This is a genomic window from Planotetraspora sp. A-T 1434, from assembly GCF_025420585.1.
Classification (GTDB): Bacteria; Actinomycetota; Actinomycetes; order Streptosporangiales; family Streptosporangiaceae; genus JAOEGB01.
The window spans coordinates 140635-165399 of record NZ_JAOEGB010000009.1 but is presented as its reverse complement, the minus strand read 5'-3'; the positions used below and the strand labels follow the sequence as shown (position 1 = coordinate 165399).

The 24765-nt window shown below is 70.3% G+C and carries 15 protein-coding genes; 4 read left to right on the top strand and 11 right to left on the bottom strand.

Features of this window, described 5'->3' with window-relative positions:
• Positions 1–23: 23 nt before the first annotated feature.
• From N5079_RS14140 to glgP, 11 genes are all read right to left on the bottom strand, one after another.
• Positions 24–2054 (bottom strand): serine/threonine-protein kinase, encoded by a 2031-nt coding sequence (locus N5079_RS14140; protein ID WP_261584150.1) that lies wholly within the window; start codon positions 2052–2054, stop codon positions 24–26.
• 11 nt (positions 2055–2065) lie between these two features.
• Positions 2066–4270, bottom strand: coding sequence for a serine/threonine-protein kinase (locus tag N5079_RS14135; protein WP_261584147.1), 2205 nt, complete (start codon positions 4268–4270; stop codon positions 2066–2068).
• A 106-nt stretch (positions 4271–4376) separates the two neighbouring features.
• On the bottom strand, positions 4377–4925 hold the full coding sequence (locus N5079_RS14130; protein ID WP_261584144.1) for a YbaK/EbsC family protein: 549 nt from the start codon (positions 4923–4925) through the stop codon (positions 4377–4379).
• Positions 4926–6434 carry a flavin monoamine oxidase family protein gene (locus tag N5079_RS14125; protein WP_315967831.1) on the bottom strand — a complete coding sequence of 503 codons (1509 nt, stop codon included), beginning with the start codon at positions 6432–6434 and terminating at the stop codon, positions 4926–4928.
• Positions 6435–6725: 291 nt separating this feature from the next.
• Entirely contained in the window at positions 6726–7580 is an 855-nt protein-coding gene (locus tag N5079_RS14120) for a M55 family metallopeptidase (protein WP_261584135.1), read from the bottom strand.
• A complete protein-coding gene (locus N5079_RS14115) occupies positions 7565–8794 on the bottom strand; it encodes a DUF6395 domain-containing protein (protein WP_261584133.1) in 1230 nt (409 codons plus the stop codon). Before N5079_RS14115 ends, N5079_RS14120 begins: the two co-directional genes overlap by 16 nt.
• A 6-nt stretch (positions 8795–8800) precedes the next feature.
• Positions 8801–9232, bottom strand: coding sequence for a hypothetical protein (locus N5079_RS14110; RefSeq protein WP_261584129.1), 432 nt, complete (start codon positions 9230–9232; stop codon positions 8801–8803).
• 412 nt (positions 9233–9644) lie between these two features.
• Entirely contained in the window at positions 9645–10418 is a 774-nt protein-coding gene (locus N5079_RS14105; RefSeq protein ID WP_261584128.1) for an enoyl-CoA hydratase/isomerase family protein, read from the bottom strand.
• Positions 10419–10464: 46 nt separating this feature from the next.
• Positions 10465–11562: a glycosyltransferase family 4 protein gene (locus tag N5079_RS14100; RefSeq protein WP_261584127.1), complete on the bottom strand. Its 1098-nt coding sequence runs from the start codon at positions 11560–11562 to the stop codon at positions 10465–10467.
• Positions 11563–11590: 28 nt separating this feature from the next.
• Entirely contained in the window at positions 11591–13741 is a 2151-nt protein-coding gene (locus tag N5079_RS14095) for a glycogen debranching N-terminal domain-containing protein (protein WP_261584126.1), read from the bottom strand.
• Positions 13742–13884: 143 nt separating this feature from the next.
• Positions 13885–16482, bottom strand: a complete 2598-nt coding sequence (gene glgP / locus N5079_RS14090) for an alpha-glucan family phosphorylase (RefSeq protein ID WP_261584124.1) — start codon at positions 16480–16482, stop codon at positions 13885–13887.
• A 562-nt stretch (positions 16483–17044) separates the two neighbouring features.
• On the opposite strand from glgP, the gene N5079_RS14085 reads away from it, so the two are divergent.
• The 4 genes from N5079_RS14085 to glgB all read left to right on the top strand — a co-directional run bounded on the left by N5079_RS14085 (position 17045) and on the right by glgB (position 24667).
• Positions 17045–19210: an alpha-1,4-glucan--maltose-1-phosphate maltosyltransferase gene (locus N5079_RS14085; protein ID WP_261584123.1), complete on the top strand. Its 2166-nt coding sequence runs from the start codon at positions 17045–17047 to the stop codon at positions 19208–19210.
• A 31-nt stretch (positions 19211–19241) separates the two neighbouring features.
• Positions 19242–20987: a maltose alpha-D-glucosyltransferase gene (gene treS, locus N5079_RS14080; RefSeq protein WP_261584122.1), complete on the top strand. Its 1746-nt coding sequence runs from the start codon at positions 19242–19244 to the stop codon at positions 20985–20987.
• Positions 20984–22390 (top strand): maltokinase N-terminal cap-like domain-containing protein, encoded by a 1407-nt coding sequence (locus N5079_RS14075; RefSeq protein WP_261584121.1) that lies wholly within the window; start codon positions 20984–20986, stop codon positions 22388–22390. Before treS ends, N5079_RS14075 begins: the two co-directional genes overlap by 4 nt.
• Positions 22391–22459: 69 nt before the next feature.
• A complete protein-coding gene (glgB, locus tag N5079_RS14070; protein WP_261584118.1) occupies positions 22460–24667 on the top strand; it encodes a 1,4-alpha-glucan branching protein GlgB in 2208 nt (735 codons plus the stop codon).
• The last annotated feature ends 98 nt before the right edge of the window (positions 24668–24765 follow it).

Here is a 24765-nt window from a genome sequence, read left to right as displayed (position 1 = left end):
GCCTCGCGGCTCCGGCAGCCCGGTCAGCTCCAGAAATTCAGGAAGCTCAGGCCGATTCTGTTCAGGAGGTCACCGATGACGCCGCCTATCAGGTTGACGACCGTGTTCTTACCCTTCTGCGTCAGGTCGGTGACGATGTGGTCGATGACCACCGACGGCGGGCGCCAGGGCGCCCAGGACGCCTCGGCCGACAGGGCCGTCATCACGGCGAAGAGCGCCAGCGTGCCCACCGCGATCGTAACGACCATCCCCGCGCCGGGGCTGCGGATCACCGAGGTCAGCGTCCTCGCGACAGCCTTCCGGGGGGCTCCGCCGCCGGGCAGGATGAACAGCCCGCCCACGAATGCGCCCGCGGCGTAGGCGGCGGCCGGATCGGTGCCCATCCGCCCCAGATAGACCAGCCCGCCCCACACGCACAGGCCGAACATCGCCGCGAGCGGCACCTGGACGAGCGTGGCGAGCGCGGCCTTGATCAGCGCCCACGGCGTGCCCAGCACGGCCAGGAGCGGGTCACTGCCGCTGCTGCCCCGGACCGAGCGGCGCTCCGCCAGGTCGCCGAGCAGGTAGTGGCCCACCCTGAGGCAGAGCGACGCCACGATGGCGAACAGGCTCACCGTCACCGGCAGCAGGCAGGTGAGGGCCACCAGCGCGACGAGCAGGAGGCCCGCCAGGACCGGATGTCCCGCGCGGTAGCGCGGCCTTTCCTGTTCCGGCGCGTACGGCCTGGCCTGGCTCGGCGGGGCCGTGGGCACCGCCCTGCCCGGCGGCGAGACCGTGCCCTGAGGCGCCGGATATCCCGCCACCCGCGCGTCGGGGTGCGGCGGCGGATACGCCCCCGGCGGCTGGTAGGGCGGCGCGTAACCGGCCGGAGGTGAGACCTGCCCCGGCGTGTGCGCGGGCGGATAGCCGGAAGGGGGAGGCGCGAAGTCCGCCTGGCGCGCCTTCGGCGGCCGCGGCTCGCGGCGTGGGCGCTCGGGTGTGACGTAGTTGACCGGCGGGAGCAGATCCGAGTAGCTGTCGTCGACCGGGAGGACGCTGGTGCCGTTCGGCGGCCCCGAGACCCCGGAAGCCCCCGGAACACCGGAAACGCCGGGAACCCCCGAAACACCCGAAGCGCCGGAAAGCCCGGATAACGCGGCGTCGTCCAGGACTCTCGTCCCATCCGGGACGTGCCCGTTGACGGCCGTTCCGTCGAGGACCTTCGTTCCGCCGCCGCCCGCCGGGGAGACCGGGGTCTCCTGGAAGACCGTCACAGACGGGTCGAGCGCCCGCGACAGGCGCAGCAGCGACGCGGCGGTGGGGCGCGACCCGGCGTCCGTGGCGAGCGCCAGCCGGAGCCAGCCGCGCATCCACGCGGGGGCGAGGTCGACCTGGGCCTTGCCCTCCAGGATGTTGTAACAGACCGACTCGAACGTGCCGGACCCGAACGGCGGCTTGCCGGTGGCCGCGAAGAACACCGTCGCAGCGAGCGCGTGGACGTCGGCCGCCTGCGTGATCTCCGAGTCCCGGATGATCTCCGGCGCCAGGTAGCCCGGCGTGCCGACGAACATCCCGGTCTGGGTCAGCCTCGTGGCGTTGACCAGATGCGCGATGCCGAAGTCGATGACGAGCGGCTCGCCGTCCACGAGCATCACGTTGGCCGGCTTGAGGTCCCGGTGGACGACGGCGGCCGCGTGGATGGCGACCAGCGCCTCGCACAGGCCGCGGGCGAGCCGGATGACGTCACGGTGCGCCAGCGGCCCGTCCTCCAGGACGGTCTGCTCCAGCGTCCGCCCGGGGGCGTACCTCGTCACGATGTACGGCATGGCGCCGGTGAGGTCGGCGTCGAGGACCTCGGCGACGCGCTTGCTGCGCACGCGGCGCATGGTCTCGACCTCGCGGGTCAGCCGGTCCCTGGCCTTGAGGTCCGACGCCACGTGGGGGTGGAGGACCTTGACGGCGACCTCGCGGCCCTCCGCGTCCAGGCCGAGATGGACCACGCCCATCCCGCCCTCCCCCAGCTGCCGCAGCAGCCGGTAGGGGCCGATCCTTTCCGGAGCCTCGGTAGCCGACATGTTGTCCCCCGTCACTGGTTCCCCGCCCGGTTCCGCAGGTCGGTCAGACGTTGCACTATGTCGAGAACGTCGATGGAACCCCAGAAGTGCCCTGCAGTTTGTTTACCCATGACGCTGGCCACGGCTATCGCCGCCACCACCGTCGCGACCGCCCCGATCCCCCAGGCCAGCCCCGCCGCCGCTCCGCCGCTCGGCACCAGGGAGGCGAGAGTCCGCCGCATCTGCCGGCTCGGACCCTCCACTCCCGGCCCCGCGCAGACGGTCCACAACGCCACCGCGATCCCCCAGCTCAGCGCGGCGAGGACGGGCATGGAGGCCACCAGCACAGTCAGCAGCAGCGCCACCGGCAGGCCCAGGACCAGCGCGTACGGCACGAGCGCGAGCGTGACGCCGATCGACTTGACCAGGGCGGCGGGCTGGCTCAGCACGCGGATCACGTCCGTGGCGGCCGCGCCCGCGGGCCGCCGGGCGTTGAGCTGCGGCTGCGCGATGTCGGCGGCCCTCAGCAGCACCGCCAGGGGCAGCGCGAGCACGCACACCGGCAGCGGGGCGATGACCGCGAGGCCCGTCATGGCGACGAGCAGCAGCGCGCTCGCCACGCCGTACGCCTTCGAGCGTTGCAGCAGCGCGCCCGCCGGAAGCTGCGACGGCGGGACCGTGGACGGCGAGGCACCTGCCGGCATACCGGGCGGCAGCGTGGGCGGCGCCGAAGAAGACACGGTGGGGGGCGGCACGCGGACCGTCGGCAGGAACGGCGTCGGCGGATGCGGCTGGTGGACCTGCGGCGTCCTCTCGTAGATCTCCGGCGCCTGCTCGAAGAACGCCTGGTTCTGCGCGACCGACTGGCGCAGCTCCTCGGAGGTCACCCGCCTCGTCGGGACGTCGCCCTCCGGCAGCCGCCGCTGCGGGGTCTCCCACGCGGACGGCGGCTGGACCACCGGCTTCGGCGGCGCCATCCGGGTCGGGATGTCGCCCTCGGCGAGACCTTGCTGTGGTCCCTGCTGTGGTTGCTGTTGTGGGGCCTGTTGTGCCCCCTGACCGGGGAACCAGGTGGGGATGTCGCCCTCGGCCGCGCCCCCGGTGAGACCCGCTTTGCGCAGATCCTCCCCGGTCACCCGCACGGTCGGGTACGGGTCGGCCGGCCTTCCCCCCGCCGGGGCGTCCTTGAGCAGGGAGACGAACTCCTCGCCGGGAGGTGACTGCACGAGCGGCGGCGGAGCCACGGGAGCGACGGGCGGGGTGGTCATCGGCAGGACAGGCGGTGTGGTGGCGGCCCCTTGCGGCGCGCCGCCGTACGCGGGGAGCGGAGAAGACCCTGAGGACCGGGGACCGAAGGGTCCGACATCGGGGACCACCGGCTGGCCCGTCGTCTCGTCGACGTTGGGCACGGTGGTGATCTCGTCGGGGACGCGGGGCCTGCGGCCCTGCGGCATCAGCTCGCCGATCCGCTGGACCAGCTCGCCCGCCGTCGGGCGCCTCGCGGGGTCCCGGTGGAAGGCGGCCCGCAGCACCGGCTGCAGCAGCGCGGGCGCGGCGTCCACGTTGGCCTTGCCGGAGGTGATGGCGAAGAAGATCATCTCCAGCGTGCCCTTGCCGAACGGCGGCTGCCCGGTCGCGGCGAACAGCAGCGTCCCGGCCCAGGCGTGCACGTCGACCTCGGGCCCGGCCTCGTGACCTTCGATGATCTCGGGCGCCAGATAACCGGGCGTGCCGATGAACATGCCGGTCTGGGTGAGGCGGGTGGCGTCCACGGCCTGGGCGATGCCGAAGTCGATCAGCACGGGCTGGCCGTCGAGCATGAGCACGTTGCCGGGCTTCAGGTCGCGGTGGATGACGCCGGCGGCGTGCACCGCGGCCAGCGCCTGCGCCACGCCGTTCGCCACCTTGAGCAGGGCGTCCACGGAGAACGGCCCGTCCTGCTTGATGATCTCGTCGAGCGGCCGGCCGGGGACGTAGCGCGTCACGATGTAGGGCCGCTGGCCCGTGACGTCGGCGTCGACGACCTCGGCGATGTGCGGGCTGCGGACCCTGCGCATGGTCTCGACCTCGCGCGAGAGCCTCCTGCGCGCGACGTCGTCCCCCGTGACTTCGGAGCGCAGGACCTTGACGGCCACCTGCCTGCCGTGCGGGTCGAGGGCGAGGTGAACCACGCCCATGCCGCCCTCACCGAGCCGCCGTAGCAGCCGGTACGGGCCCAGTCGGTCGTCCTGATTCATGGCGTAAGCACCATACCGACTAAAACACCGCCCATGAGTGAACCATCGCGCCACATTCCTGCTCAGCACAACGTCAGGGAACGGGACACGGTTTCCCAAATGACGGTCAGATCGTCAGGGCGAGGACCTCCGCGCCCGTCGCCGCCACCAGCGCCTCACCGGAAAGTGCCAGCTTGGAGCGGCGAACGCCGCTGCCGATGACCACGAAGGGCCGCCGGGTCACATTTTCATCAACGAGGACCGGCCACTCCGTGGGAAGCCCTATCGGTGTGATCCCGCCATACTCCATTCCGGTCATCTCGACCGCGTCGGCCTGCGGGGCGAACGACGCCTTCCGGGCGTCGAGGTGCCGCCGGATGACCCCGTTCACGTCGGCGCGGTCGGTGGCGAGCACCATGACGGCGGCGTACCGCGTCTCGCCGCCCCGCTTCCCCGCGACGATCACGCAGTTGGCCGAGTCCTCCATGGCGACGCCGTACCGCTCGCAGAACGCGGCCGTGTCGGCCAGGTCCGGGTCGATCTCCGCGACCCTGACGTCCGCTCTCGCGCCCTGTGCGGACGCCACCGCCTTCGCCACCGGCTCCGCGAGCAGGTCGAGCCTGTCGGCGGCCGGAACCCAGTCGAGTGGCATGTCGAGTGGCATGTCGAGTGGCATTCAGCTCTCCTTCAACACGCGCTGGTGCAGTTGCGTGACCACCTTACGGGCGGACTCCAGGGCCCCGGCCTGCCAGGCGATCAGATGGGTGAGCCAGTCGCCCGCGAAATAGACACGCCCGGCGGGCCCCTGGAGAAGGCGGAACGCGCTCTCGTAGGAGGGCCAGGCCACCCACGCCCCCTCGATGTGGGGCTGGTTCCGCCACGCGATCGACACGCTGGACAGCATCTCGGTGCGGTACTTGCCGCCGTGGATCCGCATGCCCCGGTCGATCGCCCGGCTCTGCCGCTCGGCGTGCCTCAGCCGGGCGTAGGCGTCGGCGTCGGCCCCCAGGTTGTAGTAGCCGACGACGAGCCCCCGCAGGCCGTGGAAGCCGTACGACGGGTACCAGATGTGGGAGATGTCCATGTCGGTCTCGGTGATGCCGCCGTAGATTCGGTCGTCGGTCTCCCACCAGCGCCGGCGGTACTCCAGCCCGATCTTGCCCGCTGACACCGGCTGGGGGGTCCGCAGCGCGCCGGTCACCTGGGCGCCGAGGTTGCCGGGGATCCGGGCCAGAACGTGGGGCGGCAGGGCGGCCACGCAGTAGTCGGCCGTCGTCGAACCGCCGCTGTGCGTGATCTCGACGCCGCCGGGCACATTGGTGATCTTCTTGACCTCGACGGAGGTCTTGATCCGGTCGCGGCCCACGGCGTCGGCGAGCTTGCGCGCGATCGCGTCCATCCCGCCCACCGGCTGGAACATCGGCATGGCCTGCTCGAAGCTGAGGGGGAAGGCCACCGAGCGGCCCAGGCCGTACCGCAGCACCTCGGAGACGGCGGGCGGGGGGCCGAGCGGCACGGGGGCGTCCGCGCCGGGGTTCGCCTGGAAGCCCCTGCGCTCGGATCCGCTGTAGGTGAAGCGCTGCCCGATGTCCCCGAAATCCGACAGCAGGTCGAGCAGGAGCTCCTTGTCGCCGGAGGTGAGCCGCTTGTCGAGCGCGCCGTCGTTGGTGGCCTTCGCGAGGAGCTCGCTGATGTACCCGTAGGTGTCGGCGCGTGCCGTGCGGGCGCGGACGGGGGCCTTCATCCCGGCGTTGTAGACGTACGCGCTGGGGTTGTCGTTGACGAACAGCTCGATGGGGACGCCCAGCTCGCGGCAGTAGTCGAGGGTGACCATCCACTGGGCGATGCGGGCGGGGCCGGCGTTGAAGTAGACGCCGTCGCCGAACCGCGCCTCCTGGGTCTCCCCGGAGAGCTCGGTGAGCCGGTCGCCGCCCCGGAGGGTGAGGCTCCGCCCGCCGACCCGGTCGCGCGCCTCCAGCACCGTGCAGTCGTAGCCCGCCTTGCCCAGCTCGTAGGCCGCCGCCAGCCCGGCGACCCCGGCACCAAGGATCACGACCTTGGCCGCTCCCCTGCCCCGGAGGGCGAAGTCGGAGCGCTGTGGGGGCGCGTAGTCCTTCTGCTGCCGGTCGGGGGCGAGCCCGAGGGCGCCCATGGCGGCGTACATCGCGCCGGCGCCCCCCGCCACGCCCACTCCCACGAGTAACGCTCGCCGCGTCATGTTGTGGGAGTGGCCGCCGTTATGGCTACGGGGAGTGCTGGGGGCGTTGTCCGGGGTATTGTCCGGGGTATTGGGGGTGGGGCCACTCGGCGTGATCATGCACACCTTCCCGCGCGGCCACCCCGACCAGCCCAAACCCACGCCGTGATCATGCACACCTTCCCGCGCGGCCACCCCGGCCAGCCCGGACAAACGTTGTGATCATGCACCACCTCCCGCTCTCCCCCCGAAACGTGAACCGCCAGGAAAAGGACCGCGTCAGCCGTACACCCCGCTGTCGCACGCGATCCGGCCACCGATCATGGAGAAGAGCCCGAAGATCGCCATGATCTCGTGGTAGTCGTCCGTGGTGAACTCCGTGTCCCTCGGCCCGACCTGCTTGACCCCCGGCACTATCGCGCACGCCGCCGTGATGGCCGTGGAGTTCCACTCCACCCCCAGCGTGTACGGCGGAGCGACCTCGTAGGGCCGGAAGTCGGCGAGCCTGCCCATGGCCCGGGCGGCCGCCTCGCGGATCTTCCGCTGGGCGACGACCGGGGGCAGCAACTCGGCGGCGAACCGGTCGATGCCCTTCTTGACCGCGACCGTCTCGACGTCGCCGAGCAGCTCGCGCGCCTCCTCGCAGACCGCCTCGTCGCCAGTGACAAGCGCTACCGGCACGCCGAGCGAACCGGCGAACCCGGCCACCAGCCGCGTCTCGCCGCAGATCTCGCCGTTCAGGTAGACGTTCTGGATCTCCTTGCCCATCCAGGTGTGGTTGAGCACGCCGTGCTGTACGCCCGCCCGGGCGTGATAGCCGGCGAAGCAGGCCGCCGCGAAGTCACGCGACAGCCCCTGGCCCATCCGGTGCGGCTTGCCCGGACCCCTGATCAGGGTCGCCCTCGGGTCGATCAGGTCCACCCTGAGGTTCTTGGTGGATCCGTGCGCGTCGTTGACCAGCACGGCGTCCGCCCCGCCGTCGAAGGCGCCCTCGACGACCGCGTTGGCGTCCCCCGTCATGAGCTCACAGCCGCGCTCGTAGCCCCGGCCGCCCGCGTGCATCTCCTCGGGGTCGGTCAGGCCGGTCACGCCCTCCATGTCCACCGAGAGGTAAATCTTCATCTTGTCCCCCATGTCTCCACCCGGCGCGCGTCGTCCGAGGTCATCAGGCCCACGTTGTCCAAAATGTAGGCCTCGACCTGCCCCCGCCATCGCTCGGGGATCTCGCCGATCGCCGGAGGGTAGCAGCGCTCCAGCCAGCGGGTTGACTCCTCGGTGGCCCCCAGATGCTCCGCCGCCCTGGCGAACGGCGTGGTCTCGATGCCCGGCACGTGCGCGCAGCCGTATTCGATCATCTCCTGACCACCGTACGGCGGCGGCTCCTGCCACCGGCGGGCGACTCCGCTCCCGGCGGTGAGGGAGGTCCGGAGCGGGCGCCGCTCGACGGCCGCCTGGATCAGCTCCTTGTACAGGCACTTGCCGCACTTCCCGCACGGGCCGTCCCCCGACCCGCGCAGGCACCACCGCACCTGCTCGCGCAGATCGGAACCGAGCGCGATGCGCATCGTGACGGCCTCGCTGACGCCGCCGACGGGCAGTACGACCGGCAGCCCGGCCGCGGCGAACAGGCGGCCCCACGGTCCCTCGGCCGACCACATCGGGTTGTCGGGCGTGAACCGCAGGAGGTATCGGTCGCCACCCAGCCACCGCGAGCCGAGCTCGTAGCCGAACGCCAGGCCGCCCAGGTCCATGTCGTCCGCGAGCAGAAGCGCCCCGGCGGCCACGGCGTGATGCTCGGGGTAGCCCGGCCGGGGGAAGTCGAGCACGAACTCCAGATCGGAGCGGACGATCGTCACGTCACGGCCCGTCTCCCGCGCGAGACGCGCCAGCACGTCGGAGCGGTAGTGCGTCCAGCGGTTCGGCACCCGGGGGTGGCTCACCCTCTCGAAGTGCACGAACGGGGCGTCCGGGAAGACGTCCGCCACCGCCATCGAGTCCGCGCCGCCACTGTAGGAGATCGCCAGGCGGGTCCCCTCCCGCGGCCCCTCGCCGACCGGCCCGGCGTCCACTCCCCAGCCGGTGCGCAACGCCTCGGCGAGACCGGCGGAGATCGGCCTATCGAAGGTCACCCTCCGCCTGGTCCACGGGGCGGCCACCGTCCACGCCGCCACGGCCAGCAGGTCCGGATGCGCGTACGGCTCTCGCGTGCGCGGGAGCCGTACGTGACAGGTGTTGGTGCGCAGTTCTAGACGCTGCCCGTCGGCGCAGGTTCCGGTGGTCTCGTCCTCGGGGTCGAGAAGGAAGGTCAGCCGCCAGACGCCGGCGTCAGAGGTCCAGTCCACGCGCATGGCGGCCTACCCCACGGGCCCGGCAGCGGGGACCTGCCCTATGCGCGCCTCGCCGGGGGCCCGCTCAATGTGCCCGTCGCCGGGCAGCCGGGCCGACAGGCCGTCGATGGCCTGCCAGATCCGCACCTCGTTCCGGAGCACCGTGTCGAGCGCCTCGGCGGTCTCGGTCGCCAGCCGGTGAGCCTCCGCGGCCCGGGGGTCGGAGCCGCCCTTGACGGCGGAAGACGGCCGGCCCGACCCGGTCTGCACCGCCTGCCACAGCCGGTCCACCTCGCCGCGCAGCGCCACGACCTCCCGGCGGAGCATCTGGATCTCCCACAGGGTGTCCTTGATGTCCTGCCGGTGGTCGGTCTTGGTGACATACCGCGCGTCCGTCCGGGACCGTACGGCCCGGCGAAGGCGTGAGGGAGCCAGTGCCCGCATGACCAACCGCATCATGGATCGCCACGATAGCCGCAATTCCAGCCGCCCTCGCACGGATCGGGCGACGGCGTCCGGCGGGAACGTCCGCGGCGTGTCTCCAGGTTTCGGACCATCGGAGACCCCGGAGCGCGTGTCAGCAGCCGAGACGCTTCACCCGAGCGATCGGCTCGCCGGTGATCGCCGGGCTGACCTTGGCCGCTTCAGGGCTCGGGCTCTCCGGCCGGCGTGCGGGTTTGACCCAGGCCAGCAGGCACCGCCGGAGACATACCGGGGTAGCGCACGCCGGGCTGCATGATCACGAATAGTGTCGACCCTGGTCAAGCCGCGTGCGGCGGAATCGGTGCATGATCACGATCCGTGGAATCCCACGTTGCCGGGTTTCCCGGGAAACCCTGCATGATCACGGCGGTTTTGGCGGCCGGTGAACTCACTTGCCGGAAAACCTCGCGCGGCGCTTCTCGGCGAAAGCGGTCATGCCCTCCCTGGCGTCCTCGGTGGCGAACAGGCCGGAGAAGTGGAGCCGCTCGATCTCCAGCCCGGTGTCGAGATCGACCTCCAGCCCCTGGTCGACCGCGAGCTTGGCGGCCCGGACGGCGGCGGCCGGCCCGCCCGCGAAGGTCGCGGCCAGTTCCAACGCGGCCGTGTAGACCTCGTTGTCGGGAACCACCCGGTCCACCAGCCCCATGGCGAGGGCCTCGGCCGCGTCGACGTGCCGGCCGGTGAAGATCAGGTCCTTGGCCCTGGCCGGTCCGACGAGCCTGGGCAGGCGCTGGGTCCCCCCGGCGCCCGGAATGATGCCGAGGGTGATCTCCGGCTGACCGAGCTTGGCGCTCTCCCCCGCGACCCGGAAGTCGGCGCACAGCGCGAGCTCACAGCCGCCTCCGAGGGCGTACCCGGTGATCGCGGCGACGACCGGCTTGCCGATCCGGGCCACGGCGGTGAAGCAGTCCTGCAGAACGCGCGAATGGACGGACATGTCCGCGTAGGACATGACGGCCATCTCCTTGATGTCCGCCCCCGCCGCGAACACCCGCTCGCCACCGTAGAGGATCACCGCGTTGACGCCGGGGTCGCCGTCGACCAGCTGGGCGGCCTCGGCGATCTCCTCCTGTAACTGCCGGTTGAGCGCGTTCATCTTCGGCCGGTCCAGCCGGATGGTCGCGATCTGGTCGGCGATCTCCACGCTGACGAACTCACTCATGACACCATCGTCCTTCCACCGGCCCGTCCTGTAACACTGGCCCGGCTCACGATAGATCAGCGGCCACCGGCAACAGGTGCCGGGGTTTTCGGACCTCCTCCGACGAGATCACCTTGCGGTAGACGCGCTCGTATCCCTCGACCATCACCGAGACGTCGAAATGGCGGGCCACGTGGGCACGCGCGGCGGCGGGGTCGAGCTCACCGGCGGCCTCGATGGCGGACGGCAGCTCCGGCGGCTCGTCGCGGACGAAGCCGGTCACGCCGTCCGCGACCAGCTCGGGCACGGATCCCCTCTTCAACGCGACGACCGGCGTGCCGCAGGCCATGGCCTCGATCATGATCATGCCGAAGGGTTCCTCCCACTGGAGGGGGAACACCAGGCAGCGGGCCCTGGAGAGCAGCTCGCGCTTGAGATCGGCGTCGGCCTCACCGACGTATTCCGCTCCTGGGCCGAGCAGCGGCTCGACCTCGTTCTCGAAGTAGGCCCGCTCCACGTCCTCGCTCTGCTTGCCGGCCAGGAGGATGCGGCGGCCCGCCGCCCGTGCGGCCTCGATCGCCAGATGGGCGCCCTTGTCCGGGTTGAACCGGCCCAGCCAGAGAACCCAGTCCTCCTTGCGGTCCACGAACGGGAAGGTGTCCACGGCCACCGCGTTGTGCACGCGACCGGCCCAGTTCAGGCCGGGGGCGTGGGCCCGCTGCGCCCAGGAGACGGCGACCAGCGCGACGGTCGCGCTCAGCGCCTGGTAGAACTCCCCCATCTCACCGGTGACCGGGCCGTGACAGGTGACCACCGTCGGCGCGGACCTGCCACGGGCCCCGAGAGGCCCGGCCAGGGAGTGATCATGGATGACGTCGGCCCGGAGGCCCTCCAGGAACCTGTCGGCCTTGGCCGCGTGCGCCACCTCGGGGATCGGGTCCCCGATGCGCTCGGAGGGCGGCTGCTCGTACGTGCGCAGATCGACGCCGTCGCCCGCGCCGATCAATGTCACTCGATGACCTCGCCGGGTCAGGCCGCGGACCAGGTCGGCCGTCATCGACTCGATGCCGCCGTACCCTCGCGGCGGGATGTCGTACCAGGGGGGTGCCACCATCGCGATGTGCAGCGCGTCGCATGAGCCGCTTTTATCGTCTGTCGCATCCATCGGGACCTCCAGATCGTGTGTCCCCCGGCTACCCGCGATGTCCTATGAGCATGCTGACCGGCGGGCGGGGCTCGTAGTGCACCTCGATGCCCTCGGGCGCCCCGCTGATCGTCGTCTCGCCGTTCTCCCGGACCAGAAGATCGACCCGGGCGCCGGCCAGCGGCAGTCCGGTGATCCGCAGGTCGCCGATTTCTTTGGGTAGTGCCGGCGCCACCCATGCCTGGCCGTACGGGATCCATGGATCGAACCGCAGCAGTGAGCGCATCACCTGGATCGGGGCGGCCGCCGCCCACGCCTGCGGCGAGCAGGACGTGGGGTACGGCACCGGCACGGGAAACTCCTTCCTGCCGAAGCCGCAGAACAGCTCCGGTAAGCGCCCGCCGAACGCCTCGGCGGCGTCCAGCAGGCCCATGGAGACCCGCTGGGCCTCCGCGACGAAGCCGTAACGGATCAGCCCGGCCACGATCAGAGCGTTGTCGTGCGGCCAGACCGACCCGTTGTGGTAGCTCATCGGGTTGTAGGCACCCATGTCCGACCCGAGGGTGCGGACGCCGAAACCGGTGAACATCTCGTCGGACAGCAGATGGTGGGCGACGGACTCCGCCTTGTCCTCGTCCACGATGCCGGTCCACAGGCAGTGGCCCATGTTGGACGCCAGGCTGTCGATCGGCCTGCCGTCGCCGTCGAGACCGATGGCGTAGTAGCCCCGGTCGGGCAGCCAGAAGCGCTCGTTGAACGTCTCGCGGATGAGGCGGGCCCGCTCGGCGCACTTGCGCTCGGCCTCGTGGTCGCCCATCTCGTGGGCGAAGTGCCCGCGGGCGATGTAGGCGGCGTAGACGTAGCCCTGCGCCTCGGCCACGGCGATCGGCGCGCGGGCCAGGGTCCCGTCCGCGAAGGTGATCCCGTCGAAGGAGTCCTTCCAGCCCTGGTTGACCAGGCCCTGGTCGGTCATGCGGCGGTACCACAGCAGGCCCTCGCAGGGCCCCCGGCGCATGCCGTAGTTCTCGATCCAGGACAGCGCCGCGTCGGCCGCCGGGAGCAGCCCCTCCACGGCCTCGCGGTGGATGCCCCAGCGGCGCAGCTCGCCGAGCAGCATGACGTAGAGCGGGGTGGCGTCGACCGAGCCGTAGTAGCAGGCGCCGCCGTGGAGCGAGGCGCGGGTCGGCACGCCGAACCGCAGCTCGTGGAGGATCTTCCCGGGCTCCTCCTCGGTGAGCGGATCCTCCGTGGTCCCCTGGAGCCTCGCCAGGCGGCGCAGCGTGCCCAGAGCCAGCGACTGGTCGAGCGGCAGGGCCATCCACGAGGTCAGCAGCGAGTCGCGGCCGAACAGCGTCATGAACCACGGCGCGCCGGCGGCGATCGTCGGCGGCTCGTCGGGACGGCCCGGCTCGAACAGCCTCAGCGACCCCAGGTCCTCCCTCGACCGCCTGAGCGCCTTGGCGAGCCCGGCGTGCGTGGTGATCACGCCGGGGATCTGCCGGTGCCAGTCGGCCAGGCGCACCGCCGGCTCGGCGTGGTCGACAGGATGGAGCTCCGAGAACCAGGCCTGCGACTCCTCCCCGTCGATGATCGGGTTCACCTGGACGGTGGTCTTCCATTCGCCCCGCGCGGGCACAACCACCCGGAAGGACAGCAGGCCGGGCACGGCGAAGGATTCCCTCGCCGTGATCGTCACACCGCGCGACCGGCTCGGGGAGAAGATCCGCAGGCTGCTCCCCGTCGGGACCATGTCCACATCAGGGACGTGGGTGACCCGGTCCGTCTTCACCTCGAAGAGGTCGGCCACGTCGGACGCGAGATGGACGTCCACCACGCAGCCGGCGGGCTCGTTCGAGAGGTTGCGCAGCGTCACGTCCTCGCGGACACCACCGCCCACATAGCGGTCGCGCACCACCATCAGGGTGCTCTCCGCGCGCCCCGGCCTCGGCCGCGTCCGGCCGAGGAACACGGCGTGGTACGGCTCGGCCCCCAGCACCTGGAGCGGCTCGACGGGCACGTCGTCGACCTTGAGCTCCCATCGCGACAGCAGCCGGGTGTCGGCGTGGTAGACGCCCTGCGGGCCGCCGGGAGTGATGTCGCCGTTCCACGCGGAGACACAGAACGAGTTGCCCTCGATCAGCGTCACCGTGGTGGCCCCCAAAGCGGCCGGCTGGCCCTGGAAGGTCCACGCGCTCCCCATTTGATCACTCCCCCAAAGTGTCGGCGGTCCGGGTGTCCTCTCTCCCCATGTCCAGAACGCGCATGCCGGACACGCGTGCCGGATTCCCAGGCGGGACGCGGCCCGGATCCCCGGGCCGCGACGCGAGTCTTACCCGTTCTGTCCTATCGCAGCGTGCCGTTGGTCATGCCGACGGGCTCCTCCGGGACGGCGATGAGCCCGAGCTCCGCCGGAGAGGCCATCAACGGGTGGAACGGCACCACGCGGACCGTGTAGCCGAAGGCTCCCGTGCGGTCCAGCGGCAGGACGCCCGTGTAGTAGCCCCGGCCGTCGTCGTCGACCGAGTCGGCCTTCAGCGTCGCGTAGGTGGGAGCGATCAACTCGTCGTGCGCCCCCACGCGGCCGTAGGCCGCCTGGACCTGGAGGTCGTCCGGAGACAGCTCGCCCAGGGCGATCGTCGCCCGGATCTCCAGGCGCGCCCCCAGCTCGGGGGTGTCCCCGATCCCGGTGGCCTCGACGTGCTCGACCCGGACGCCGGGCCACGCCTTGCTCGCCCGCAGCTTCCAGGCGGCGAACTGCCGGGCGTTCTCGAAGTTGTCGGCCGCGAGCGCGCCGGCGGACCGGGCGGCGGGGGTGTAGAGGTCCACGACGTAGTCGCGGAGCATGCGGCCGGCGAGCACCTTGGGGCCGAGCGAGCTCAGCGTGTGCTTGACCATCTCCAGCCACCGCCGGGGCAGCCCGTCGGCGGCCCGGTCGTAGAAGCGGTCGGCGACCTCGCGCTCGATCAGGTCGTAGAGGGCCGCCGCCTCCAGCTCGTCCCGGCGCTCCGGATCGGCCACACCGTCGGCGCTGGGGATCGCCCACCCGTTGTTGCCGTCGTACCACTCGTCCCACCACCCGTCGCGGATGGAGAGGTTGAGGCCGCCGTTGAGCGCCGCCTTCATGCCCGAGGTGCCGCAGGCCTCCAGCGGGCGCAGCGGGTTGTTCATCCACACGTCGGAGCCGGTCACCAGGAGCTGGCCGAGGGCCATGTCGTAGTCGGGGAGGAAGACGATGCGGTGCCGCACGTCCTCCTGGTCGGCGAACCGCACGATCTGCTGGATGAGCTTCTTGCCGCCCTCGTCGGCCGGGTGGGCCTTTCCGGCGATGACGATCTGGACCGGCTTGTCCGGGTCGAGGAGCAGCTTCTTGAGCCGCCCCGGGTCGGCGAGCATCAGCGTGAGCCGCTTGTAGGAGGGCACCCGGCGGGCGAACCCGATGGTCAGCGCGTCCGGGTCGAGCGCCTCGTCGGCCCAGCCCAGCTCCGCCTCCGTGGCGCCGCGCTCCCGCCAGGACCGCTTGATCCGCTTGCGCGCCTCCGTCACCAGGCGGGCCCGCAGCCTGCCGCGGATGGCCCAGATGTCGGCCTCGGAAAGCTTCTGCACGCCCTCCCAGCCCTGGGTCTTGTCGATCAGCGCGGGCAGCTCCTTGCCGGCGAGCTCCATGACCTCGCGGCCCACCCAACTGGGCGCGTGGACGCCGTTGGTGATCGACCCGATCGGCACCTCGTCCACGTCGAACCCCGGCCACAGCCCCTGGAACATCTCCCGGCTGACGTGGCCGTGCAGCTCGGACACGCCGTTCACCCGCTGGGCGAGCCGCATGCCCATGACGGCCATGTTGAAGACCGCCTTGTCGGCGTCCACTGCGTCGGGCTCGGCGCCCAGCTCCAGGATCCGCTCGACCCCCACGGTCGGCCAGGCGTTGTCCCCGCCGAACTGCCGCGCGATCATCTCCGCCGGGAACCGGTCGATCCCGGCCGGGACGGGCGTGTGCGTGGTGAAGACGGTGCCGGCGCGGACGGCTTCGAGGGCCTCCTCGAAGGACAGGCGCGCCTCGGTCAGCTCACGGATGCGCTCCAGGCCGAGGAAGCCGGCGTGGCCCTCGTTGGTGTGGAACACCTCCGGCTCGGGGTGGCCGGTGACGCGGCAGTACGCCCGGAGGGCGCGGACGCCGCCCACGCCGAGCAGCAGCTCCTGCATGAGCCGGTGGTCGCCCCCGCCGCCGTAGAGCCGGTCGGTCACGTCCCTGGCCGCCGCGTCGTTCTCCGCCACGTCGGAGTCGAGCAGCAGCAGCGGCACCCGGCCGACCTGGGCCACCCAGATCTGGGCGTGCAGCGTGCGGGCGCCCGGCAGGCCGATCCTGATGCGGGCCGGAGAGCCGTCCTCCTCCCGGAGCAGCGTGAGCGGCAGGCCGCCGGGGTCGAGTGACGGGTAGTGCTCCAGCTGCCACCCCTCGGCCGACAGCGACTGCGAGAAATAGCCGTGCCGGTACAGCAGGCCGACGCCGAGGATGGGCACGCCGAGGTCGCTGGCCGCCTTCAGGTGGTCGCCGGCCAGGATGCCGAGGCCGCCCGAATACTGCGGCAGGGCGGCGGCGATGCCGTACTCGGGCGAGAAGTAACCGATGGCCGCCGGCGCGCCGTCGAGGGACTGGTACCACCGAGGGGCGGTCATGTACTCGCGGAGGTCGTCGGCCGCGTCCGCCAGCCTGCGGAGGAAACGCCGGTCCTGGGCCAGCTCGCGCAGCCGGTCGGCCTCGACGGCGCCGAGCAGCGCGACGGGGTCGTGATCCACCCGCTCCCATACCTCGGGATCCACCTCGGCGAACAGGTCCATGGTCTCCGGGTGCCACGACCAGCGGAGGTTCTGGACCAGCTCGCCAAGTGCCGCGAGTGGGGCGGGAAGAACGGTGCGTACGGTGAACCTGCGGATTGCTCTCACGGGGCCAGACCCTAGTTACTCAGCGCCACGACGCGCGACCGGAACACTCTTGTCCGCCCAAGGATGTCCGCCGGCGCGACAGTGCCCTGGGCTTTTCTGCATAGCGCTCTCACCACTTACAAACCGGCTCAAACCTCACCAAACTACACTCGTGCTGGTGATGCCAAGCGAGATCGTACGGCTTGCCTTCGCCAATGATCGTTCTCCTGGGAGCGACGAACCAAACACGGCGCGCGGTCTTTCATCCGCACGGGTAAGAGGGGACTATTAGGGCAACCCCTGTAAGAGCGACGAGCCGGCCCCCCAATGGGTCTCTCCTTGTGCTGCCCGAAACCGGCGCAACGGGGGTACCAGCAAGATCAGCATAATCAGCACAGATCACCCGTATCACCCTGAAGTTGTCCGAAACTGCCCGCGAAGCCACGTGAAGGAAGCACCCATCGGGGAAGTGGGCATTAGATCCACCAAGACGGTGGTCTCCCGTGAGATCGCCCGACAAAGAAGATCAATCCTGCGCCGAAATCCGGCGGCACCGGGCGTGCCGTCGCTAACTTGAGTGACGATGATCGGAAGAATCCCAATCCAGGACATCCACCCCGTCGTCGAGTGCGGGCGGCTGCCCGCGAAGGCCGCGGCCGGTGAGACCTTCGAGATCAGCGCCATCGTGTTCCGGGAGGGACACGACGCGGTGGCCGCCGGGGTCGTGCTGATCGACCCGAGCGGGACGCCGGGGCGGCTGATGCCCATGCGCGAGGTCGCGCCGGGCACCGACCGGTGGAGCGTGGAGGTGCACCTGCCCGACGAGGGGCTGTGGCACTTCCGCGTGGAGGCGTGGAGCGACCCCATCGCCACGTGGCTGCACGACGCGGGAATCAAGATCCCGCGCGGCATGGACGCCGACCTCATGTGCGAGGAGGGCGCCCGGCTGTTCGATCGGGCGGCGAGAGCCGTACGGGCCGCGGACTGCCGGAGCGCGAACGGCGGTCCGGCGTGCGGGCATCGGAGCGCGCTGCAGGCGGTCGCGGCGAAGCTGCGCGACGACGACGTGGACCCGCGCGCCCGCTTCGCGGTGACGCAGCTCCCGGAGACGGCCGCCCTGATCGCCGCGCATCCGCTGCGCGACCTGGTCACGCGGTCCGGCAGGAACCGGATCCGGGTGGACCGGCGGCGGGCGCTGTTCGGGTCGTGGTACGAGTTCTTCCCGCGCTCCGAGGGCGCCGAGGTCGAGCCGCGAGGGAGCGCCGGTGGCTGGACTGAGGAGCAAGGGAGCGAGGAACGAGCGGACGAGCGACGAGGGAAGCCGCCGGTTATCAGCGACCGAGCCGCGACGCGCAGCGTCGCATCGGATACCGGCGTAGCCCCCAAGTCCGGAAATTTCCGGACTGCGGCGAAGCGGCTGCCGGCCGTCGCGCAGATGGGGTTCGACGTCGTCTACCTGCCTCCGATCCACCCGATCGGCACGCAGTTCCGCAAGGGGCGCAACAACACCCTCACCCCCGAGCCGTACGACCCGGGATCGCCGTGGGCGATCGGCTCGGAGGACGGCGGGCATGACGCGATCCATCCCGACCTCGGCACGTTCGAGGACTTCGACGACTTCGTGACCCGGGCGAGGGAGCTCGGCATGGAGATCGCCCTCGACCTCGCCCTCCAGTGCTCCCCCGACCACCCGTGGGTCAAGGAGCACCCGGAGTGGTTCAACATCAGGGCCGACGGGACCATCGCGTACGCCGAGAACCCTCCGAAGAAGTATCAGGACATCTACCCACTGAACTTCGACAAGGACCCGGAGGGGATCTACGCCGAGGTGAAGCGGGTGGTCCGGCTGTGGATGGACCACGGCGTGCGGATCTTCCGGGTGGACAACCCGCACACCAAGCCGGTGAGCTTCTGGGAGCGGCTGCTCGCGGACATCAACGCCACCGACCCCGACGTGCTGTTCCTGTCCGAGGCGTTCACCCGCCCGGCGATGATGCGAACCCTCGCGAAGGTCGGGTTCCATCAGTCGTACACCTACTTCACCTGGAAGAACTCCAAGCCCGAGGTGGAGGACTACCTGGCGGAGCTGTCCCACGAGACGTCGCACTTCCTGCGCCCGAACCTGTTCGTTAACACCCCCGACATCCTCCACGAGTACCTTCAACATGGAGGCGTTCCGGCGTTCAAGATCAGAGCGGTCCTCGCCGCGCTGATGGCGCCGAGCTGGGGCGTCTACGCGGGATACGAGCTGGCGGAGAACGTGGCCGTCCGGCCCGGCAGCGAGGAGTACCTCGATAGCGAGAAATATCAGTACAGGCCGCGTGACTGGGCGGCGGCCGAGCGTGAGGGCCGGAGCCTCGCGCCCTTCATCACGCGCCTCAATTTGTTGAGAAGAGCCCACCCGGCGCTCCAGGAATTGCGTAACCTACGGTTCCATAGCGTCGACCAGCCGGACCTGATCTGCTTCTCAAAGCGACTGCCCGGCGCCTACGACACGGCCACACGACGGCACGGCCTAGGCGATGTTGTTCTGGCCGTCGTCAATCTGGATCCGCATAACACCCGCGAGGCGACTGTCCGGCTGGACATGCCCGCTCTCGGTCTCGACTGGCAAGCCGAGTTCGTCGTGGACGACGAACTGTCGGGCGAGTCGTACCGTTGGCGGCAGGCCAACTACGTGCGTCTCGACCCGCATGTCAATCCCGCACATATCTTCACGCTCCGCCACGGGTCAGCGCACCGCCCGTGAGCGCAGCCCTGCACAACCGGGGAGTCAAAAGGTGAGCTCGACACCTCAGCCCACACCTCAGCCCAGCGCGAACCAGCCCATCCCGAATACCTTCACGCACGAGAAGCCGCGGGACCAGTACTGGTACAAACGGGCTGTTTTCTACGAGGTGCTTATCCGCGGCTTCGCCGACTCGAACGGGGACGGCACCGGCGACATCCGCGGCCTCATCGACAAGCTCGACTACATCCAGTGGCTCGGCGTCGACTGCCTCTGGCTGCTGCCGCTGTACGAATCCCCGCTCCGCGACGGCGGCTACGACATCGCGGACTTCATGAAGATCCTCCCGGACTTCGGTGATCTGGGTGACTTCATCAGGCTCGTCGACGAGGCGCACAAGCGCGGCATCCGCGTGATCGCCGACCTCGTCATGAACCACACGAGCGACCAGCACCCCTGGTTCCAGGCCTCCCGCAACGACCCCGACGGGCCGTTCGGCGACTTCTACGTGTGGAGCGACACCGAGGAGAAGTACCAGGACGCCCGGATCATCTTCATCGACACCGAGTCGTCCAACTGGACCCACGACCCGGTCCGGGGGCAGTACTACTGGCACCGCTTCTTCCACCACCAGCCGGACCTCAACTACGAGAACCCGGCCGTGCAGGACGCGATGCTGGAGGTCCTGCGCTTCTGGCTCGACCTCGGCATCGACGGCTTCCGGATGGACGCCATCCCCTACCTGTTCGAGCAGGACGGGACCAACTGCGAGAACCTCCCCGAGACCCACGCGTACCTGAAGCGGGTCCGGGCGGAGGTGGACCGCCTCTACCCCGACCGCGTGCTGCTGGCAGAGGCCAATCAGTGGCCGGCCGACGTGGTGGAGTATTTCGGCGACCCGGTCACCGGCGGTGACGAATGCCACATGGCGTTTCACTTCCCCCTCATGCCGCGCATCTTCATGGCGGTCCGGCGGGAGTCCCGCTACCCGATCTCGGAGATCCTCGCCCAGACGCCCAAGATCCCCGAGAACTGCCAGTGGGGCATCTTCCTCAGGAACCACGACGAGCTCACGCTCGAGATGGTCACCGACGAAGAGCGCGACTACATGTACTCGGAGTACGCCAAGGACCCGAGGATGCGGGCCAACGTCGGCATCCGCCGCCGCCTCGCGCCGCTCCTCGACAACGACCGCAACCAGATCGAGCTGTTCACCGCCCTGCTGATGAGCCTGCCGGGCTCGCCCGTGCTGTACTACGGCGACGAGATCGGCATGGGCGACAACATCTGGCTCGGTGACCGCGACGGCGTCCGCACGCCGATGCAGTGGACGCCCGACCGCAACGCGGGCTTCTCCGACTGCGACCCCGGCCGCCTCTACCTGCCGGTGATCATGGACCCGATCTACGGCTACCAGGCGATCAACGTCGAGGCCCAGCAGAAGAGCGCCAGCTCCCTCCTGCACTTCACGAAGCGGATGATCGAGATCCGCAAGCGCCACCCGGTGTTCGGCCTGGGCGACTTCACCGAGCTGAACTCCTCCAACCCGAGCGTCCTCGCGTTCGTCCGCGAGCTCGGCGACGACCGGGTGCTGTGCGTCAACAACCTGTCGCGCTTCCCCCAACCTGTCGAGCTCGACCTGCGCAGATTCGAGGGATCGATGCCCGTCGAGTGCATGGGCGGAGTTCCTTTCCCCCCAATCGGCGAGCTTCCGTATCTTTTGACGCTTCCGGGGCATGGGTTCTATTGGTTCACACTGCCCGTACCCCCGAGGGCGGTCGGCACGAAGGAGGAGTGACGACTTCACTTCAGGAGCTTCTCGCCGGCTGGATCACCGGACAGCGGTGGTTCGCCGGCAAGGGGCGTGCGATCGATGACCTGTCCGTCGAATCCCTGACCGAACTCGATATGGGCGGCGTGAACACAGGCGGCCCGAACACGGGCGGCCCAGACACGGGCGACCCGCGGCTGGTCCACCTCATCGTGTCCGTACGGCAGGGCGAGCGCAGGACGCGCTACCAGATCCCGGTCGGCCTGCGGACGGACCTGCCGGACCGGCTGAAGCACGTCCTCATCGGCTCCTGTGACTGGGACGGCCGCGAGCGGCAGGCGTACGACGCCGCCCACGACGCGTCGCTGACGTCCCGGTTCCTCACCGGCATGGATTCCGGGCTGCGCGCACACGATCTCGGGTTCCACCACGCGCCCGGCGCCGCCATCGACACCTCTCAGCGCAGCCTCGTGCTGACCGCCGAGCAGTCGAACACGTCGCTCGTCTTCGGCGACCGATACATCATGAAGCTGTTCCGCCAGCTCAGCCCCGGAACCAATCCGGAGCTGGAGGTGGTCACCGCGCTGGCGGCGGCCGGCTCCACTCACATCGCCAAGCCGTACGGCTGGATCGAGACCGAGCTGGACGGCGAGCCGACCACGCTGGCCATCATGCAGGAGTACCTGAAGAACGCGGGCGAGGGCTGGACGATGGCCCTCACCAGCGTGCGGGACCTGTACGCATCCCCGCCCGGCCTCGCCGCGGAGGACGCGGGCGGCGACTTCTCGGCGGAGGCGTTCCGGCTCGGCACGGCCACCGCCCAGGTCCACGGCGAGCTGGCCGAAGCCTTCCCGACCGGGGTAATCGAGCCGCCGGAGATCAAGCGGATGACCGAGCGGTTCCGCCGCCGGCTGGACAGGGCGGTGGCCGAGGTGCCGGCGCTGGCCGGTCACGCGCACGTGGCGGCCGAGGCGTTCGACCGCATGGCGGACCTCGACCACGAGGTGCCCGTCCAGCGGGTCCACGGGGATTACCACCTCGGGCAGGTGATGCGGACCCACGCCGACTGGGTCGTGCTCGACTTCGAGGGCGAGCCCGGCCAGCCGCTCACCGAGCGGCGGGCGCTGGACTCGCCGTTGCGGGACGTCGCGGGGATGCTGCGGTCGTTCGACTACGCTGCGCGGCACCTCCTGGCCGGCCATCCGCGCGCCGAGTCGCATGAGCCGTCGCTGGAGAAACGGGCACAGGAATGGGCCGCGCACAACCGGGCCGCCTTCCTCGCGGGATACTCGGAGGGCGGCGGCCGGGTCCGCGGCCGCGACGCGGTCCTCCTCCGGGCACTGGAGCTGAGCAAGGCGGTCTACGAGGTCGTCTATGAGGCGCGCAACCGCCCCTCGTGGCTCCCCATCCCGCTCTCGGCGTTCAGCTGAGGCGTCAGCTATGCGGATTTGTCAGCATGTCGGACGGTTCTGAAGCATTTTGAAGGCAGGGTAAGGCACATGGATTTGGACCGGCTGGCAGGCGGCGCGCACCACGACCCGCACTCGATACTCGGCGCCCATCCGGGCCCCGACGGCGTGACGATCAGGACGCTGCGGCCCTTCGCCGAGAAGATCGAGGCTCTGGTCGACGGCGAGGCGCACGAGTTGGCCCATGTCGCCTTCGGAGTGTTCGAGGTGACCCTCCCCGGAATCGACAAGATCCCCGACTACCGGCTGCGGATCACCTACCCGGGGGCCGAGCCGTACGAGACGGGAGACCCGTACCGGCACTGGCCGACGCTTGGTGAGATCGACCTGCACCTGATCGGCGAGGGGCGGCACGAGCGGCTGTGGGAGGTGCTCGGCGCGCGGGCGCTCCGCCACGAGGACACCGACGGCACCGCGTTCGCCGTGTGGGCGCCGAACGCCCAGGGAGTGCGGGTGATCGGCGACTTCAACCACTGGAACGGCGGGGCGCACCCGATGCGCTCGCTCGGCCGGTCCGGCGTGTGGGAGCTGTTCATCCCGGACATCGGGCCGGGCGCCCGGTACAAGTTCCAGATCCTCGGCATGGACGGCGTGTGGCGGGAGAAGGCCGACCCGATGGCGCGTCGCACCGAGGTGCCTCCGGCGACCGCCTCCATCGTGGAGCGGTCGGACTATGACTGGCGGGACGACGAGTGGATGGCGGCCCGGCCCGCCCGCGACGCCCTCGCCGAGCCGATGAGCACCTACGAGGTGCATCTCGGCTCCTGGCGGCGTGGCCTGTCCTACCGGGAGCTCGCCTCCGAACTGGTGGCCTACGTCAAGGACATGGGCTTCACGCACGTGGAGTTCCTCCCGGTGGCGGAGCACCCGTTCGGCGGGTCGTGGGGCTACCAGGTGACGTCCTACTACGCCCCGACCTCGCGGTTCGGGTCGCCGGACGACTTCCGTCACCTGGTCGACGAGCTGCACCAGGCGGGCATCGGCGTGATCGTCGACTGGGTCCCGGCGCACTTCCCCATGGACGAGTGGGCTCTCGCCCGCTTCGACGGCACGCCGCTCTACGAGCACGCGGACCCGGCCCGCGGGGAGCACCCGGACTGGGGCACCTACGTCTTCGACTTCGGCCGCCGGGAGGTCCGCAACTTCCTGGTCGCCAACGCCGTCTACTGGCTCAGGGAGTTCCACATCGACGGGCTGCGGGTGGACGCCGTGGCCTCGATGCTCTACCTCGACTACTCCCGGCGCGAGGGCGAGTGGACGCCCAACGTCTACGGCGGCAGGGAGAATCTGGACGCGATCGAGTTCCTCAAGGAGATGAACTCGGTCAGCTACCGCGAGGCCCCCGGAATCGTGACGATCGCGGAGGAGTCGACCGCGTGGCCCGGCGTGTCCCGGCCCGTGCACCTCGGCGGGCTCGGCTTCGGCTTCAAGTGGAACATGGGCTGGATGCACGACACGCTCAACTACCTGGCCCACGAGCCGATCTTCCGGCAGTACCACCACCATCAGATGACGTTCTCCCTGATGTACGCCTACTCGGAGAACTTCGTGCTGCCGCTCTCGCATGACGAGGTCGTGCATCTGAAGGGGTCGCTCCTGGCGAAGATGCCCGGCGACGAGTGGCAGCGCTTCGCGGGTTTGCGGGCGCTGTACGCATTCATGTGGGCGCACCCGGGCAAGCAGCTTCTCTTCATGGGCGGCGAGTTCGGCCAGGGCTCCGAGTGGTCGGAGGCGAAGGGCCTCGACTGGTGGGTGCTGGACTTCGACTTCCACCAGGGCGTGCAGCGGCTGGTTCGCGACCTCAACTGGATATATCGCGACACGCCCGCCCTTTATTCGCAGGACTTCACGCCGGACGGCTTCCGCTGGATCGACGCCGACGACGCGCCGGGGAACGTGTTCTCCTTCCTGCGCTCCGGCTCGGACGGCTCGGTCCTGGCCTGCGTCGCCAACTTCTCCGGTGGTCCCCATGAGGACTACCACCTCGGCCTGCCCTTCGGCGGCACCTGGGAGGAGGTCCTCAACACCGACGGGTACGAGTACGCCGGAAGCGGGGTGGGCAACCTCGGCTCGGTCGAAGCCACCGACATCCCGCGCCACGGCCTGCCCTTCTCCGCACGGCTCCGCGTCCCGCCCCTCGGCGCCATCTGGCTGCGCAACCCCGGGGCTCAGCAGGAGAAGACCGCGCAGCCAACCGAAGCGACCGAGCGTCCCGGTGAGGCCGCAGCGACAGAGTGATCAGGATCGGCCGCGGAGAATCTCGATGCCGAGACGAACGAACAGGGCGATCAGGAGGAACCGTCCTCCAAGCCGAACCCCATCAACCAGCACGGCCC

Excerpts from the sequence above, each read along its gene's own strand:
- glgB (WP_261584118.1), top strand. The coding sequence starts at position 22,460 with ATGGATTTGGACCGGCTGGCAGGCGGCGCGCACCACGACCCGCACTCG.
- N5079_RS14130 (WP_261584144.1), bottom strand. The coding sequence starts at position 4,925 with ATGCCACTCGACATGCCACTCGACATGCCACTCGACTGGGTTCCGGCC.
- N5079_RS14120 (WP_261584135.1), bottom strand. The coding sequence starts at position 7,580 with ATGGGGGACAAGATGAAGATTTACCTCTCGGTGGACATGGAGGGCGTG.
- N5079_RS14095 (WP_261584126.1), bottom strand. The coding sequence starts at position 13,741 with ATGGGGAGCGCGTGGACCTTCCAGGGCCAGCCGGCCGCTTTGGGGGCC.
- N5079_RS14105 (WP_261584128.1), bottom strand. The coding sequence starts at position 10,418 with ATGAGTGAGTTCGTCAGCGTGGAGATCGCCGACCAGATCGCGACCATC.
- N5079_RS14135 (WP_261584147.1), bottom strand. The coding sequence starts at position 4,270 with ATGAATCAGGACGACCGACTGGGCCCGTACCGGCTGCTACGGCGGCTC.
- N5079_RS14100 (WP_261584127.1), bottom strand. The coding sequence starts at position 11,562 with ATGGATGCGACAGACGATAAAAGCGGCTCATGCGACGCGCTGCACATC.
- N5079_RS14115 (WP_261584133.1), bottom strand. The coding sequence starts at position 8,794 with ATGCGCGTGGACTGGACCTCTGACGCCGGCGTCTGGCGGCTGACCTTC.
- N5079_RS14085 (WP_261584123.1), top strand. The coding sequence starts at position 17,045 with ATGATCGGAAGAATCCCAATCCAGGACATCCACCCCGTCGTCGAGTGC.
- N5079_RS14140 (WP_261584150.1), bottom strand. The coding sequence starts at position 2,054 with ATGTCGGCTACCGAGGCTCCGGAAAGGATCGGCCCCTACCGGCTGCTG.
- N5079_RS14110 (WP_261584129.1), bottom strand. The coding sequence starts at position 9,232 with ATGATGCGGTTGGTCATGCGGGCACTGGCTCCCTCACGCCTTCGCCGG.